Origin of the sequence: Psychrobacter sp. H8-1, from assembly GCF_904846575.1 — a bacterium.
In the GTDB taxonomy this organism is placed as follows: Bacteria; Pseudomonadota; Gammaproteobacteria; order Pseudomonadales; family Moraxellaceae; genus Psychrobacter; species Psychrobacter fulvigenes.
Window position 1 is genome coordinate 3,078,561 of sequence record NZ_CAJHBG010000001.1, and the last position, 15,698, is coordinate 3,094,258.

The window sequence follows — 15,698 nt, forward strand, 5'->3', positions numbered from 1 at the left end:
ATTTTAAGTGTAAGCAATCATAGCCATTATCCTCATCTCTAAACGGTATGACAATCACATAAAAAACGATAGTCAAATAACTATAGAGTTTACTCAGGGTTTACAGCTCTAATAAAGACGGCACCCGCTTTCTGGTTTATGATAAGCGTTTTCGTTTAATCAGACCCAAATGAACGGTCTAGCGCAAAAGGATAAACATTGAGTAAAAAAAATACCGCCACTGGTAAACAGCGTGACCTCACCGAAGGGTCGATTACCAAAACAATGCTACTGTTTGCCTTGCCAACGCTTGGTTCATCGGCACTACAGTCATTAAACGGCTCGATCAATGCCGTTTGGGTGGGCCGATTTTTAGGTGAGGAGGCGCTTGCCGCAACGGCGAACGGTAACATCTTGATGTTTATCTTGATCTCTTTCGTTTTTGGTTTTGGCATGGCGGCCACTATTTTGATTGGTCAGGCAATGGGTCGCCGTGACGATGCTATGGTCAAAAAGACCATGGGAACAGCGCTGGGCAGCATTATTCCAATAAGTGTATTGGTATCGGCAATAGGGTGGATATTTGCCCCGACGTTACTCGATCTGCTTGGTACACCGTCAAGTGCGGTCGGGCTTGCCTTGACTTACCTGCGGATGATTTTTGTTGCGATGCCCGTCACATTGACCTTTACGCTACTAATGATGGCACTGCGCGGGACGGGCGATTCTACGACGCCGCTTTGGTTTATCATCATATCAGTGGTTATTGATCTGGTTTTGACACCGACGCTGATTTTGGGTCTAGGACCCTTTCCCGAATGGGGTATATTTGGCTCGGCATTCGCAACCGCCGTTGCAAACACGCTGGCGCTTATCGGCATGGTCTTCACCCTGTACTGGCGTGGCTCTGTGCTGACACTTAGCTTACCTGAGCTGCATTTTTTGCGCGCAAACCGAGAAATCCTGAAGTCAATGTTCTCAAAAGGATTGCCGATGGGCATTCAGATGATTGTCATTTCTTCGGCGGCATTGACTATGCTATCACTGATCAACCGCGAGGGCGTACAGACGACAGCAGCCTATAGCGCAACCCAGCAGCTTTGGACATACGTACAGATGCCTGCTATGGCGCTAAGCGCTGCAGCCAGTGCGATGGTCGCACAGAACATCGGTGCCAACCAATGGAGCCGAGTTGCAGGTATCACCCGTTGGGGGCTCATCTTTAACGTGATATTGACTGGTGCTATGATTGGGGTGCTGACCATTTTTGATGAGGCTATTTTGAGCCTTTTCCTTAGTAGTGACAGCCCAGCGGTGCCGATTGGGCGTCATATTCAGTTAATGGCGACTTGGGGCTTTGTCTTTTTTGGGATAGCGCAAGTGCTGTTCGGCACCATGCGTGCAAATGGATATGTGATTTGGCCGCTGATTGTCATGGTGATTTCGATGTATCCAGTGCGTCTTGGATTTGCTTTCGGGCTTTATCCCCTACTCGGAACCGATGCGCTTTGGCTGTCGTTTCCAGCGGGCATGGTAGCCACTGCTGTGATGGGAGGGGGACTCTATCTGTACGGCGGATGGCGCAAGGGTAAAAACCTGCCTGCAGAAGAAGCTGCGCAAAGGTCTGAGGAGTTTCGCGCGCATACAGGCACCAGTGCATCATTTCGTGATATTTTACCGACCACTGTATGGAAACTATCGCCTTTACGCCGTATCACAAGGTTGCGTCGACGACTGCAGAGACGACTGCAGAGACACCGTATGATTAGAAAGAATAAGCGATCATAGCTTGGTGTCAGTATAAGCTTGGCTTGGCGGCTTTTGCTCTTGGGATGGCGAGTAATTATTCATCATACTTACCTATTACTACGAACACCTAACCTAATTCTGTCTTGTACTAGGCTTTGCATTATCCAATAAAAACTCTACCGCCGCCGCTGCATGAATGGCGGTGGTATCAAATACTGGAATTGGACTGTCTTCTTGCTTAATCAGCAGTCCAATTTCGGTACAGCCTAATATCACGCCTTTTGCTCCTTCATTGGCTAAGTCTTGAATCACTTGGCTATAATACTGACGTGAGCTATCAAGAAATTGCCCTTGGCACAGCTCATCATAGATAATCCGATGCACCTCTGCCCGCGCGTCTGTCTCAGGTATTAAAACTTGCAAGCCAGCATCAACAAGGCGCTGTTTGTAAAAGTCCTGCGTCATCGTAAATTGCGTACCGAGTAGCGCTATCTTGCTCAGACCTTTTCGCTTAATCGCAGTAGCCGTGGCATCAGCGATATGAATAATCGGTAGACCAGTCGCAGCTTTCACATCATTTGCAACTTTATGCATGGTATTGGTAGCGATTAATAAGCCTTGTGCGCCAGCCGCTTGTAAACGCTTGCCGCTATTGGCTAATATCTCGCTCATCTCTTTCCAATCGCCTTGGGCTTGCAACTCGCCAATCGGTGCAAAGTCTAAACTATGAATCAACAAATCTGCTGAATGTAATCCGCCTAATTTTGCTTTGATGCCTTCATTTATCAGACGATAATAGCTTTCAGTACTCTCCCAGCTCATACCGCCGATGATGCCTAATGTTCGTTGCTTAGTGGTTCGTTGCGCTGAGTTTTTTTGATCAGTAGACATTTTTTATCCTTATACATGTATTTTTGGATAGCGTTGAAGCTTATTCAATATGCTTGGATGACTGAAAATCATTAAAGCCAAATGATAACAATATAATAATGAGAACGTTATGATTGATACTAACCCTTTTACCTCACCATCATCACGCGATATCATAGTCACCGCCAAGCATTAGTAATGCTTCACTTCGTAATCTATCAGCTCACAACATCACGTTTATAACATTATTTAAGCGTGGCTCTCATCATGCAGGACAACATAACATTATGGCAAAATTTCCTACCGTCAGAATACGCACGCGGCGCAAATACTACCGCCTTATTTTCACCTTTTTAATGGCGCTGATGATGTCTACGATTATCTCGACGGCATTGCTGCTGATCAATATAGGATTTGTCGAAGGCTTCTTTATCACCCTGTTTCATTCATGGAAATTTGCCTTTATGGTTGCTTGGCCAAGCGCTTACATCTGTGCCTATTTGATCCAAGAGCATCTGCTCAGTCGTATTGAGTTTTATTAATTTACCACCCTATCTTTACCCCACTTTTCCACACCTGCTAAATAAAAACAGCTAATATAGACGTCATACGGTTTTTATTTAGAGAGCGCTATGAGCCAATCGCGGCGTACCATCGAGCAACTGCTCAATCAAGGCACCCTGCCCCTAGAGCACGCAGAGACAGCGGCGACGCACTTAGAAGTATTTCCGAGCAAGCGCACTTGGCTGGCATTTTTTGATAAAGCATTACTCATCATTGGCGCAGTAGCGTTGGTGTTGGCACTGGTGTTCTTTATCGCCTACAACTGGATAAACATGGGCAAGATGGGTAAGTTTGCCTTGGTCGAAGGTGCGTTAGTCATCACCATTGCGGCTTATGCGTTATTGGCTTTTAAACGCAAGTTCAAACTTATCCAACAGCTACTTTTACTCATTGCTAGTGTCATTACTGGCAGCTTGCTGGCGCTATTTGGTCAGGTCTATCAGACGGGCGCGGATACGTGGCAGTTGTTTTTTGGCTGGGCGGCACTCATCACTCCGTGGGTAGTCATCGCGCGCTTCCCTGCGCTATGGCTGCTATGGCTTGGGCTGATTAATGCTACTGTCTTGCAATATATCGATGCGGCATTCTCTTTTGACAGCGACTATCCTTATGTCATTCGTGTTGCTACATTGGCATTGATAAATACAGTGATGCTCATTCTCTGGTTGAGATTTTTGGATGGTGATACTCTGATTGACCAGCGCCATCTAACAAACGCTCGCTTGCATTGGAGTACTTATGTCGTTGCCGTACTCAGTACTTACTCTATCACCCATTTTGCTATTATTTATGTCATTGGCAACATCAACGCACTAACAGTGATCCCCACCTTGCTGTCATGGGCAGGCTGGTGTGCATTGATATATTGGCGTTTTTATTTGCGGCAAATCGATGTGCTGATGCTGACTTTTCTTTGTTTTTCTATCATCACTGTAGTCATGTTTTGGGCGGTGCAGGTGCTCCCTAATGATATGAATGCGGGTGTGTTTTTTATACTCACGCCCTTACTGATCGGTATGAGCTCATATGCAGTCGCTTGGCTGCGAAGACTGGCAAGCCTTGAGCACCAGTTTATCGCCAACAAAAACGCTAAAGCCTCACTAACAGATAAAGGGGCAAACCATGACTGATGACTCTCAACAAGCCCTCATAGAGTTAAAACGCATCGGCCTAATCAATGGCAATGCAACCCTTGATAGTCAATCAAGTGAGAACACGCCTTGGTATTTACAGGTGTTTTTTGGCTTAAGTGGTGTGTTTGCAAGCTTGCTGTTTTTGGCATTCTTGACGCTTATTTTAGTTGAAACCAGCATTCTTGATAGTACGGCAGGTATCTTTATCGTTGGTGCAGTGCTGAGCGCTGCAGGTGGGATTATGTTTCACAACGAGCATATACGCCAGAGTCCATTTTGGAATGGTTTGGCCTTTGCGATTAGCGGCGCAGGACAAGTTTATATTGTCATTGCCTTATTTATGGATGGGTTACAGCCACTCGGCTTATGGCTGTTTTTGCTGATTCAAATCATACTCACTACCTTCATGCCAAACTTCGTCTATCGTCTGCTGAGTAGTGCGATAGCGTTAGGATGTCTGGTCTATATGCTCAGTTATTATGGTATACCTGAATTTAGCTTAGGCCTGTTGGCATTGGTCGTGATAATCGCCAATTTGCAACGCTACTCCCTGTTACAGCGAGTCCCTTACAAAACTCGTTTTGCGGCCTTTGATATTAGCAAAGCGGTTGCCTATAGCAGCGCGCTCGTGCTGCTGTGCGTCTCTGTTTACTTTATCGTCAGTGAAAGCACTTATGCTTTTGCTACCTATAATGAAGGGTTTCACTATAACTATTACTTGGCACAAGGGCTACTGACCCTCGCCAGCCTTTACGCTGCTTATCTGATTCTTAGCCGTTATCACATCAAAACCCTATCAGCCGCTGGACTGATAATCGTATCTGCCCTTGCCGTATTGGGCGTGATGTCGATCTATGTCTCAGGACTGCTTGCGACCAGTCTCGTCATCGTTATTGCTATGGCAAACAGCCAACGCATACTATTAGGTGCGGGAGTGTTTGCTTTGGTCGGCTATGTATTTTGGTATTACTATCAGCTCGATACCTCACTGCTCGTTAAATCCATCTCCATGCTGATTATCGGTATTAGCCTGTTACTGATGCGCTGGTTGCTCATTAAGCGTTATTTTTCTGATAAGACTGCCTTATCTAATCGCACTACTGGCAACATTACTAACCGCTCTAATGACCGCTCTATCAGTCAAGATATTAGCCGTAAGGAGCGCCCATAATGACTAATATCAATGATGGACTGGTGACTCAAGACTCCTTAGCCAAGTCACTACCTTGGTGGCAAAAGTGTTCGTTTACGCTTAGCGTTGCCATACTAGGGCTGCTGCTGGTTTTAACCATGATCAATATCAATGTCATGAAGTTTGAGACTCATCTCGCGACAGGTGATAGCGTTTTACTAGAGCTTGCCCCTGTTGACCCGCGCGGCTTTATGCAGGGCGATTATATGACCCTTAGATACGCACTGGAGAATAATGTCTTTACAGCGTTAGAAAAAAGTACCGCCGATGATTCAGCTGACGCTCGCAATATCGTGTCAGCTGATGGCTATGCCATCGTAACGCTAGACGAAAACAATGTGGGGCAGTTTGCACGTATAAGTGATAGTCAACCTGAGGGATTGCCGGCGAATGAAATGGCGATTTACTATCGTATTCGTCTCGGCTCCATGAAACTTGCGACCAATGCTTTTTTCTTTCAAGAAGGTCATGCAGAAGCTTATGAAGCGGCAGAATATGGACTCTTACGGGTGAATGATAAAGGTGAGCCTTTGCTGACTGATATGGTCGATGGCAACTTTGCAGTGATTGAACCGAAGTAATTAACTTTAAAAAAGCGCTCAAACTCAATAATTACACTAGGGCGTTTCAAAGCAAGCAATAACATGACTTAACCAAACTGCTACTGCTAGTAATCAGAGCAACTTGCTACAGTGATTCTTACTTATTTTATGAATAAAATCCTGACTTTAGAAAAATAAAGGAGACTCTTATGCAAGCCTATCTACTGCACAAATCAGGCGGCGTTGACCATCTTATCTTAAGCGAGATTGAGCGACCAGCACCCAAAGCCGATGAAGTGCTGATTGAGACCAAAGCCATTAGTATTAACCCTGTCGATGTCAAGATACGCGAGCTACCTGATCTATTGGATATGGTGTATGGTACTGACAGACCTCTGATTCTAGGCTGGGATATCGCAGGCGTAGTCACCGCGATTGGTCAAGATGTCACTGACTTCAAAGAAGGCGATGCCGTCTTTGGACTGGTCAACTTTCCTGGTCATGGCAATGCTTACGCCGAATATGTCACCGCTCCGGCGGAGCAGCTTGCCAAGATACCTGCCGGTATCTCCTTTGAAGCTGCGGCTGCGACCACGCTTGCCGCTTTGACAGCGCTACAAGCACTAGAGCCTAGAATTAAAGCTGGTGATAAAGTACTGATACATGCAGGCTCAGGCGGTGTTGGTCATTTCGCTGTACAGATTGCCAAACATCTTGGTGCTTACGTTATCTCAACTTCTTCTGCTGACAATAGAGACTTCGTGCTGTCTTTAGGCGCAGATGAACATATTGATTATGAAACGCAAGATTTTGAAAAGATAGTATCGGATCTTGATTTTGTTTTGGATGCTATCGGCGGTGAAGTACTTGAGAAGTCCTTAACGGTCACCAAAGATGGACAATCGATTATCTCTTTACCCAGTCCTGAGTTCTCTGAAACAGTAGTAAATTATGCTAAGCAACATGATATCAACGTCTCGTTTTTTAGTGTGACTTCCAATGGCTCTGACATGCAAACGCTAAAAGAAATGCTGGAGAATGGTACGCTAAAACCGCACGTCTGCAAGACTTTTGCCTTTGAAAACTTAGCAGACGCTCATCGTCAAGTTGAGTCTAATCGGACAGTAGGTAAAGCTGTGGTTAAAGTGTAGCTCTTCTTACGCTTTATATTTTAAACTTATAAAAACATGCTTAAACTAAAGCAACTTAACCAAACAAGCATTGTGATAGACAAGTGAGACTTGTTACTGTTAGTGACTGATAATTGGTGAGGACTTCAAAATAAACCGCACCAATTAGACCTTATCAAAAAACTGAAAAATCAAAAAAAGGATTTATTATGCGTAGCGCAACTTATAACGAATTTGGCAGACCAACTGAAGTACTTAGCCTTGGCGACCGTCCTATCCCAGAACCAAAGGCCAATGAAGTCCGTGTCAAAACAGTACTCGCTTCCATTCATAACCATGACCTACTCACCATTCGCGGTAAATACGGCTTCAAACCTGAGCTGCCGGCGATTGGTGGTAGTGAAGCAGTTGGCGTCATTGATGCAGTAGGAAGCGAGGTAAAAGACCTAAAAGTCGGTCAGCGCGTAGCAGCGGCAAGCGTACAAGCGACTTGGGCAGAGTACTTCGTTGCGCCTGAGCATATGATATTTCCTATCCCAGAAAGCTTAGACGATGAGATGGCAGCACAGCTGATCGCCATGCCGCTCAGTGCCCTTATGCTACTTGAATTCCTAGAAGTAGAGAGCGGACAATGGATCATCCATAATGCTGCCAATGGTGCGGTCGGTAAGTCACTGGCCATGCTCGCTGCTGCCCGCGGTATCAACACCATCAACGTCGTACGCAGTAGCGATGCCATGAGCGAATTAGAAGCGCTAGACATCAAAAACAACGTCAACACCGCAGATGAAGCCTGGAAAGAGCAAGTCAAAGCCATCCTTGGTGACGATAAAATCAGTGCGGCGGTCGATTCTGTCGGTGGCGAAGACAGTGGTGATCTGCTTTCTCTACTTGGCCATTATGGGACGTTTGCGGTATTTGGTGCGATGTCAGGTAAGCCAATGGTGCTCAACCCGACTCACATGATTTTCAAGCAAGCAGTCTTGAAAGGGTTTTGGGGCAGTAAGCTGAGCCAAGAGATGAGTGTCGAAAACAAAAAGCGTCTGGTCAATGAGCTGATAGAGTGTGCCGTTGACGGCAAATTAAGACTGCCTGTAGAAGCGACCTTTGATCTAGCCGATATTATCGAGGCAGTCGATGGCAAGTTGCAGGCGGGTAAGAGCGGCAAGGTGCTATTAAAGCCTTAAGCTTATATTTTTTATAGCTCTTAGTTGTAAACAAACCCTTTTAACTGGAAGTACGCTATGTCTAATAACACAGTTTTCAAAGCCCTAGTGGTCGAAGAAACCAACGACGGTGAATTTAAGAAAAGTATTCAACAGCGCAGTGTCGATGATTTACCTGAGAATGATTTGTTAATCGAAGTGCATTATTCATCATTAAATTTCAAAGATGCCATGTCAGCCTCGGGTAATAAAAGAATCACCAGAAACTATCCGCACACCCCTGGTATTGATGCGGCAGGAATCGTAGTCAGCGACAAGTCTGGCACTTTTTCCGAGGGTCAAGAAGTCGTCGTATTTGGTTATGATCTGGGTATGGATACCGATGGTGGCTTGGCGCAAATGATCTCTATCCCTGCCGATTGGGCGGTCGAATGCCCATCTTCTTTAACGCTAAAAGAAGCCATGATTTATGGCACGGGCGGCTTAACCGCAGCCTTAAGTGTGCAAAAGTTAGAGAAAATGGGCGCAAAACCTGAAGACGGTCCAGTCGCCGTCACAGGTGCAACGGGCGGTGTCGGTAGTATCAGTATCGCGATTTTGAGTCAGCTGGGCTATGATGTCATCGCCTTCTCTGGTAAGCCAGAGCAAAGCGACTATCTAAAAGAACTTGGCGCAAGCGAAGTCCGTCATCGCGATACCATCAATGAAATCGGTGATAAACCTGTCGGCCGCGAACTATGGGCAAACGCCATTGATACCATCGGCGGTGACTATTTGGCAAACCTACTCAAGCAAACCAAAGCAGGCGGCGCAGTTACTAGTTGTGGCTTGGCAGGCGGCGCTGAATTTTCGATGACGGTATTGCCGTTTATCACTCGCGCAGTGTCCCTACTCGGTATCGATTCGGTCTATATTCCCCTGGCGGATAAAAGGGCTATCTGGCAGCGCGTCTCGACCGATATGAAGCTACCTAATTTAGAGAAGTATGCTGAAGAGATTACGCTTGAGCAAACGCCGGAATATTTAGATCGCTTTATGGCGAGTCAGACGGTTGGGCGTTATGTGGTGAATGTGCGGGGTTAATGTTTAGACGTTAGTTTTTAGATGATGGCAGCGCTTCTTTTGGAGTGCTGCCATCGTGGTTTTAGAATAAATAGAATGTTTTTGATATTTAGCTAGTCAATAAAAACCTACTCAACTATGCCAATAAAATCTTGTAGCATAGGCCCCAACTCTTCATCTTCTATGATGCACCAACTTATAAACGCACTGTACGGAGACGCTGGTTTGAGAAGGAGTTTAATGCGCTCAACGGCCATTGTTTTTTCTTCTGGTAAAGCCATTGGGTCGTAGTAATTGTTTAACTCCTTGAAAAGTAGATTGTATTGGTCAAACACTCTTTTTCTTAGGAACGATGCTGAAACTGCTTTGTTAGGTGTATGTTCACTGTTAAAGACTTTGTCTAAGAGTTTCGCTGTCAGTTGGGTTTTGTCGTCGTCATATTGAGCTTCAATTGGAAGATGTTTAGCATATGGTGTTGATGGTGGCAAATGTTTAACAGCTCGAACGACATCAATATTTGGATCACAACAGTCGATAAGATCATCATACTTAGAAAGTTTTATATTGTTGCAGCGTCCACAAGAGAAGTACAAATTATTCCAATCGAACTTTAAATCTTCATCACCTTGATGTGGTACGAAGTGTTCAACATTGATGTCTTGAGGCTCACTAGTTTCACAGATATAACACTTCTTATGGAATACTTTGCTTAACTCTTCCCACACATCTTTAGAATCGTATTTCCGTTTATCAGCTAGCGAAACAGGGATTGATCCATTCCTTACTACATTAAACATACTACTATCCCTTTGCTTTGTTGATTGCTAGTTTTGCTGAATTAACAAAGTAAAGCGATTCAGAATCTAGAGAATCTTCATCTTGAGGTAGCTGATTTAAGAGTGCTTGAATTTGTTCAAGATCAATTGGACGTCTTTCCAAAAGCTCAGCAAGTGCTTCAATGTTTTGTTGAAGTAATTCAGAAATTGGGAGTACACCAAACAAACCTTCAAGCACTGCTTCGTAAGAGTACATAGATAGATCTTCAACTTGCTCTAGTTTTGACAAGTCATAAATGACAGCGTCTTTAACCGATGAAACCACAAACGGTGAATGAGTAGTAACGATGAACTGAACGTTAGGAAAGGCGCTCGTTAAAAACGACAATATTTTCTTTTGTAGCGATACATGAAGGTGGGCATCTATTTCATCAATCATAACGATACCAGTTAATTCTTCTGGATCGATTGCACGTAATGATACCTTAGTAATTAAGTCGGCATAAATTGCCATAATAGAAGAGAATCCAGATGAAAGACTTTGAAATGTGTACGGTTCTTTATGTTTCTGATGAATCTCAAAAGAGAATGAATCAGACTTAAAAACTAGCTTAAGTTCCGGGAGTTTCCTAAAAACTGTGTAACTGCTTATAATCCCCTAACAGGAGAATAAGCAATGACTACTCAATCTGACATCAAGAAACTGGCCGAGAAAATGGCTGGTAGCATGAAAAGCTTCGATGACATCAAAGACTTCCAAAAGCAGCTCATGCAGTCGTTTATCGATACTGCCTTAGAGGCTGAGATGGAAGACCATCTTGGCTACCCCAAGCATGAGAAAGCAGATAAACCAAACAAGCGCAACGGACACACTAAAAAGACCGTCCGCAGTGATACAGGCGATCTTGAAATCTCTACCCCAAGAGACCGTGATAGCAGCTTTGAGCCTGTACTCGTTAGTAAGCATCAAACCCGTATCTCAGGTCTCGATGATAAAATCATATTCCTTTACGCCAAGGGTCAAACCACCACTGAGATCGTAGAGAGCATTAAAGAGCTCTACGATGTCGACATCTCAAGCTCTCTTGTCTCAAGAGTCACCGATAACATATTAGAGGACATCACTGCTTGGCAGAACCGGCCGCTGAGCAGTGTTTATCCTATCGTCTATCTAGACTGCATCGTCGTGAAGATACGTCAAGACAAGCAGATCATCAACAAAGCCATTTACTTAGCCCTAGGCGTTAACCTTAACGGTAAAAAAGAGCTGCTTGGTATGTGGCTCTCAGAGAATGAAGGCGCTAAGTTCTGGCTAGGTGTTCTTACCGAGCTTCAAAACCGTGGCGTACAAGACATCTTAATCGCTTGTGTTGACGGTCTAAAGGGCTTCCCTGATGCCATTAACACCGTCTATCCAAAGGCACAGGTTCAGCTGTGTATCGTACACATGGTGCGTTACTCAATGAAGTTCGTACCGTGGACGGATAAAAAGGCCGTAGCGGCTGATTTAAAAGCCATCTACGGCGCTGATACCCTTGAGATGGCAGAGGCCAATCTTGAGCACTTTGATGAGGTGTGGGGCGAAAGTTATCCGCATGTGGTCAAGTCTTGGCGCAATAACTGGGAGGGCTTAACGGTGTTCTTTAATTATCCTAAAGACATTAGAAAAGCGATTTATACTACTAATGCGATAGAGTCGCTAAACAGTGTGATTCGGACGGCAGTGAATAAGCGTAAGGTGTTCCCATCTGATCAGGCAGCATTTAAAGTGGTGTACTTAGCCACCCAGCAGGCGTCTAAAAAGTGGTCGATGCCAATCCGTAACTGGACGTCTGCTCTGAATCGTTTTATGATTATGTTTGATGACCGTATTAGTAAGCATTTAATCTAAATGGCAGTTACACAGAATCTGGGATGGGCTCCTGCAAACCTATGTCCGTTATAGAGAGTTAACTTATAAACTATGAAAAATAATTATAACCAAAAAAAACACCCAACTAAGTTGAGTGTTTTAACTAAAGAGAAGTGCCGCTAAATCAAATTATTTTTTCTTCTTTTTCTCAGCACGTTTTTTCTCAATCAGGGTTTGAGCGGTAGTATTTTCTTCCCACCAATCGCCCATATCTTGCCAGTAGAGATAAGCCTGCTCTTTACCACCAATTTCGATACCATAACTATTGATACCCATACCGCGTGGTCTAGGATGACGCTTTTTAAGAATTTCATGCGCCACTTCAGGCAAGTTATCTTTTGCGATATCCCACTCTTTTTCAGCCTTATCTAATTTATCTTGATAACAGTAAGCCAGCACCTTACCGAAAGCGATATTTGCAAGCATATCCTCTGGATAGTTGTCGCAAATTCGAATTATTTTCTGATACTCTTCGGTAAACATGTACCATTCTATCAGCGCTTCACGCATACCTAGGTTGTCACTAGGGCAAACTTGTAGCAGCCTTTCTCCCTGCTCGCAGGCTTCATCAAAGCTCATATTGTCAGCATAGACATTTGCCAGCTGAAACAGCGCTCGCAAAAAGGGACGGTTCTCCATGATGCCCCATGGCAGCTTACTTTTTTGCCAATTAAAGTTTTTGGGGAAATACTCTAAGTATAGGCGCATACATTCGCGGCTACTCAATAGTGCTAAAAAGCTGTCATCATGCTGCTCACACAAAAATGCTAAGTTAAAGTAAGCATCAGGGTCATTCATATTCTCTAATACTAAAAACTGAGCAATATCACGAGCCACTTCATAACCTTCTTTCTCCAGCGTCATCTGTATCACTTGGAATGAGGTTGGCGGCTGCTCATCAAAGTCTTGCACAATTTCATGCTGAAATTTGGTCATGACTTCATTCATAATATCGTTGATATCACGACCTCTTTTTACCTCGGCATCTACAAAGGCTTTTATTTTAAGATTAAGCGCTCTACCAGCGCCAAGCGCATTTGATCTATTGTCAGCCGACTTATCGCTAACGTCATCTTCAAACATCCACTCGTTTTGTCCCACATGAACCAGTTTCATAGTCCATCACTCCTTTGCGTTGATATTACAATCATAGCATATGAATAATTATTCCCACTCAATCGTCGCCGGCGGCTTACTCGACACATCATACGTCACGCGAGATACTTCCGCGATTTCATTCATGATGCGATTCGATACTGTCTCGATCAAATCATACGGTAGATGGGCAAAGCGCGCGGTCATAAAGTCTACAGTTTCAACGGCACGTAGCGCGATGACCCACGCATAGCGGCGGCCATCACCGACCACGCCGACCGATTTGATTGGTTGGAATACGGCAAAGGCTTGCGCGGTCTTGTCATACCAGCCTGAACGCTCAAGCTCCTGCATAAAGATAGCGTCAGCGAGGCGCAAGACATCGGCGTATTCTTTTTTCACTTCGCCAAGGATTCGCACGCCCAAACCTGGACCTGGGAATGGATGACGATAGATCATTTTGGCAGGTAAGCCAAGCGTGATACCAAGTTTACGCACTTCATCTTTAAATAGATCGCGTAACGGCTCAACCAATTCAAACGCCAAGTCATCTGGCAAACCGCCAACGTTATGATGGCTCTTAATGACGTGTGCTTTACCTTGATGTGACTTAGCAGATTCGATCACGTCTGGGTAAATCGTACCCTGTGCTAAGAACTCAACAACTTTACCATCGCTCTGCTCGCTCACTTGACGCGCACTATCAGCGAACACGTCGATGAAGGTTTTGCCGATGATTTTGCGTTTCTTCTCTGGATCAGACTCGCCTGCTAGTGCATTTAAGAATAAATCTTCAGCATCAACACGAATCACTTTAACGCCCATGTTTTCTGCAAAGATTTGCATGACTTGGTCGCCTTCGTTCAGACGCAGCAAGCCGTTGTCTACAAATACACAGGTAAGCTGATCGCCGATTGCTTTATGCAATAACGCTGCTACCACTGAGCTATCAACACCGCCTGATAGACCGAGCAAAACTTGCTTGTCACCGATTTGCTCTTTTAACTGGGCGATACGCATATCAGCGATATTATCTGGTGTCCAATCGCCTGCACAGTCGCAAATTTGATGCACGAAACGACCAAGTAGCGCTTGACCTTGTAGGGTATGGGTCACTTCAGGATGGAACTGTAGACCATAATAATGCTTGCTGTCATCAGCCATAATCGCAATCGGACAGCTTGGCGTACTGGCGATGATATCGAAACCTTGTGGCGCTTCAATCACTTTATCGCCATGACTCATCCAGACATTGAGCTGAGTAGTCGCCTTTTCCGTCGTCTTGTCCTCTATGCCATCGGTCAGCTGCGAATGACCATTGACGTTAATCGTCGCTGCGCCAAATTCATGGATATCACTGGCATGAACTTGCCCGCCAAAACGATCTGCCATCGCCTGCATACCGTAGCAAATGCCCAATACTGGCACGCCCAAGTCAAACACGGCATCGTTGATACGTGGGCTATTCTCTGCGTGTACGCTCTCAGGGCCGCCTGACAAGATAACGCCTTTGGCACCAAAATCAGTAATGCGCTGAGTGTCGATATCAAAGGGTAGCATCTCACAAAACACGCCTGAATCACGGACACGGCGGGCGATAAGCTGGCTGTACTGTGAGCCAAAATCGAGAATTAAGATGCGATCTTCTTTAATAGTAGGAACGTTGGCAGCAGTTGTCATAACGTAGTGTCCATCAATAAATAAATTGGTGCGCTATTTTAACAAGTTTAGGCGCATTGATGGCTATTAAATAGTAAAAGAGAGTTCGAAATAATATTTCTCGAAATTAGTCGATAATGATATAATTTTTTATTTCTTTGTTTTGATCGGCGCTTGTTGTTCTCAAAAAGACGACATAATAATTTTAACTCTAGAAGATCATACCTTATGGCCTCAAATATTTATAAGACTACGCGACCATTAACCATCTTTTTGCTATTAAGCATCACTAATACCACTGTCATAGCTAATACTAGTTTAGAGGCTGCTTATTCACAAAGCACTAGCAATAAAAAAAGCTACGCTAAAACAGCGCAAGGCTGCAAAGTTTATCATCCCCCATTAAGCTTCGGTAACCGTGTTACTTGGAGTGGTAATTGCTCATCAGGCTATGCACAAGGTGAAGGAATTGCCAAATGGTATAATGGCAATGAGCACACCAGCAGCTATCAAGGTAATTATGTAGAAGGCAAACTAAATGGCAAAGGTCGTATCGATTGGGAAATAATAACCAATTGTGACTTTGATTATTACGAAGGCGAATTAAAAGACAGTGATGTGATGGGTCGTGGTATCTTCCATTATACCGATGGTAATATTTATGATGGCGTTTTTACCCCTAAGGGAAAACCTACCAAAGCGGTTTTTACTTGGGGCGCAGGTAATGAATCCTATAGTGACCGTTACGAAGGCGAGTTTCTAAACGGCAAGAAACAGGGTAAAGGGGTTTATAGTTGGGGAGAATATAGCCAGTGGGCAGGAGATGTCTACGAAGGCGAATATAAAAATAAGGTGGTGTTCTAAAAAGT

The 15,698-nt window shown here is 44.5% G+C and carries 15 protein-coding genes; 10 read left to right on the forward strand and 5 right to left on the reverse strand.

Annotated features, from left to right (window positions below; translation table 11 throughout):
* Positions 1–198 precede the first annotated feature (198 nt).
* Positions 199–1,767, forward strand: coding sequence for an MATE family efflux transporter (locus JMY01_RS12785; protein WP_201576422.1), 1,569 nt, complete (start codon positions 199–201; stop codon positions 1,765–1,767).
* A 93-nt stretch (positions 1,768–1,860) separates the two neighbouring features.
* On the opposite strand, the gene JMY01_RS12790 is transcribed toward JMY01_RS12785, so the two are convergent.
* The gene (locus tag JMY01_RS12790; protein ID WP_201576423.1) at positions 1,861–2,619 is read right to left on the reverse strand and encodes an aspartate/glutamate racemase family protein; all 759 of its coding nucleotides are present in this window, start codon (positions 2,617–2,619) and stop codon (positions 1,861–1,863) included.
* Positions 2,620–2,885: 266 nt separating this feature from the next.
* Here JMY01_RS12790 and JMY01_RS12795 point away from each other — a divergent pair, with 266 nt between their 5' ends.
* From JMY01_RS12795 to JMY01_RS12825, 7 genes are all read left to right on the forward strand, one after another.
* Positions 2,886–3,140, forward strand: a complete 255-nt coding sequence (locus JMY01_RS12795) for a DUF2798 domain-containing protein (protein WP_201576424.1) — start codon at positions 2,886–2,888, stop codon at positions 3,138–3,140.
* A gap of 90 nt (positions 3,141–3,230) precedes the next feature.
* On the forward strand, positions 3,231–4,292 hold the full coding sequence (locus tag JMY01_RS12800; protein WP_201576425.1) for a DUF2157 domain-containing protein: 1,062 nt from the start codon (positions 3,231–3,233) through the stop codon (positions 4,290–4,292).
* Positions 4,285–5,466 carry a DUF4401 domain-containing protein gene (locus JMY01_RS12805; protein ID WP_201576426.1) on the forward strand — a complete coding sequence of 394 codons (1,182 nt, stop codon included), beginning with the start codon at positions 4,285–4,287 and terminating at the stop codon, positions 5,464–5,466. The genes JMY01_RS12800 and JMY01_RS12805 overlap by 8 nt, the downstream gene beginning before the upstream one ends.
* Entirely contained in the window at positions 5,466–6,068 is a 603-nt protein-coding gene (locus tag JMY01_RS12810) for a GDYXXLXY domain-containing protein (RefSeq protein ID WP_201576428.1), read from the forward strand. The genes JMY01_RS12805 and JMY01_RS12810 overlap by 1 nt, the downstream gene beginning before the upstream one ends.
* Before the next feature lie 170 nt (positions 6,069–6,238).
* Complete coding sequence (locus JMY01_RS12815) at positions 6,239–7,180, forward strand: NADP-dependent oxidoreductase (protein ID WP_201576431.1); 942 nt, start codon at positions 6,239–6,241, stop codon at positions 7,178–7,180.
* A gap of 188 nt (positions 7,181–7,368) precedes the next feature.
* A complete protein-coding gene (locus tag JMY01_RS12820; RefSeq protein ID WP_201576434.1) occupies positions 7,369–8,346 on the forward strand; it encodes a zinc-binding dehydrogenase in 978 nt (325 codons plus the stop codon).
* A 57-nt stretch (positions 8,347–8,403) separates the two neighbouring features.
* Positions 8,404–9,408 carry a YhdH/YhfP family quinone oxidoreductase gene (locus tag JMY01_RS12825; protein ID WP_201576437.1) on the forward strand — a complete coding sequence of 335 codons (1,005 nt, stop codon included), beginning with the start codon at positions 8,404–8,406 and terminating at the stop codon, positions 9,406–9,408.
* A 107-nt stretch (positions 9,409–9,515) separates the two neighbouring features.
* On the opposite strand, the gene JMY01_RS12830 is transcribed toward JMY01_RS12825, so the two are convergent.
* Positions 9,516–10,184: a hypothetical protein gene (locus tag JMY01_RS12830; protein ID WP_192994463.1), complete on the reverse strand. Its 669-nt coding sequence runs from the start codon at positions 10,182–10,184 to the stop codon at positions 9,516–9,518.
* A gap of 4 nt (positions 10,185–10,188) precedes the next feature.
* On the reverse strand, positions 10,189–10,818 hold the full coding sequence (locus JMY01_RS12835) for an AAA family ATPase (protein ID WP_201577677.1): 630 nt from the start codon (positions 10,816–10,818) through the stop codon (positions 10,189–10,191).
* Positions 10,819–10,839: 21 nt separating this feature from the next.
* On the opposite strand from JMY01_RS12835, the gene JMY01_RS12840 reads away from it, so the two are divergent.
* Positions 10,840–12,054 (forward strand): IS256 family transposase, encoded by a 1,215-nt coding sequence (locus JMY01_RS12840; RefSeq protein ID WP_201576440.1) that lies wholly within the window; start codon positions 10,840–10,842, stop codon positions 12,052–12,054.
* Between the two features lie 150 nt (positions 12,055–12,204).
* On the opposite strand, the gene JMY01_RS12845 is transcribed toward JMY01_RS12840, so the two are convergent.
* Positions 12,205–13,191, reverse strand: a complete 987-nt coding sequence (locus tag JMY01_RS12845) for a lipopolysaccharide assembly protein LapB (RefSeq protein ID WP_201576442.1) — start codon at positions 13,189–13,191, stop codon at positions 12,205–12,207.
* 48 nt (positions 13,192–13,239) lie between these two features.
* Positions 13,240–14,850 (reverse strand): glutamine-hydrolyzing GMP synthase, encoded by a 1,611-nt coding sequence (gene guaA, locus JMY01_RS12850; protein WP_201576451.1) that lies wholly within the window; start codon positions 14,848–14,850, stop codon positions 13,240–13,242.
* 207 nt (positions 14,851–15,057) lie between these two features.
* Between guaA and JMY01_RS12855 the strand changes: the two genes are divergently transcribed.
* Positions 15,058–15,693 carry a hypothetical protein gene (locus JMY01_RS12855; RefSeq protein ID WP_201576454.1) on the forward strand — a complete coding sequence of 212 codons (636 nt, stop codon included), beginning with the start codon at positions 15,058–15,060 and terminating at the stop codon, positions 15,691–15,693.
* Positions 15,694–15,698 lie beyond the last annotated feature (5 nt).

What these genes read in the sequence shown, in the direction of transcription:
- JMY01_RS12855 (WP_201576454.1), top strand. Translation starts at nt 15,058, where the DNA reads ATGGCCTCAAATATTTATAAGACTACGCGACCATTAACCATCTTTTTG.
- JMY01_RS12815 (WP_201576431.1), top strand. Translation starts at nt 6,239, where the DNA reads ATGCAAGCCTATCTACTGCACAAATCAGGCGGCGTTGACCATCTTATC.
- JMY01_RS12810 (WP_201576428.1), top strand. Translation starts at nt 5,466, where the DNA reads ATGACTAATATCAATGATGGACTGGTGACTCAAGACTCCTTAGCCAAG.
- JMY01_RS12800 (WP_201576425.1), top strand. Translation starts at nt 3,231, where the DNA reads ATGAGCCAATCGCGGCGTACCATCGAGCAACTGCTCAATCAAGGCACC.
- guaA (WP_201576451.1), bottom strand. Translation starts at nt 14,850, where the DNA reads ATGACAACTGCTGCCAACGTTCCTACTATTAAAGAAGATCGCATCTTA.
- JMY01_RS12805 (WP_201576426.1), top strand. Translation starts at nt 4,285, where the DNA reads ATGACTGATGACTCTCAACAAGCCCTCATAGAGTTAAAACGCATCGGC.
- JMY01_RS12795 (WP_201576424.1), top strand. Translation starts at nt 2,886, where the DNA reads ATGGCAAAATTTCCTACCGTCAGAATACGCACGCGGCGCAAATACTAC.
- JMY01_RS12825 (WP_201576437.1), top strand. Translation starts at nt 8,404, where the DNA reads ATGTCTAATAACACAGTTTTCAAAGCCCTAGTGGTCGAAGAAACCAAC.
- JMY01_RS12840 (WP_201576440.1), top strand. Translation starts at nt 10,840, where the DNA reads ATGACTACTCAATCTGACATCAAGAAACTGGCCGAGAAAATGGCTGGT.
- JMY01_RS12790 (WP_201576423.1), bottom strand. Translation starts at nt 2,619, where the DNA reads ATGTCTACTGATCAAAAAAACTCAGCGCAACGAACCACTAAGCAACGA.
- JMY01_RS12820 (WP_201576434.1), top strand. Translation starts at nt 7,369, where the DNA reads ATGCGTAGCGCAACTTATAACGAATTTGGCAGACCAACTGAAGTACTT.
- JMY01_RS12830 (WP_192994463.1), bottom strand. Translation starts at nt 10,184, where the DNA reads ATGTTTAATGTAGTAAGGAATGGATCAATCCCTGTTTCGCTAGCTGAT.
- JMY01_RS12845 (WP_201576442.1), bottom strand. Translation starts at nt 13,191, where the DNA reads ATGAAACTGGTTCATGTGGGACAAAACGAGTGGATGTTTGAAGATGAC.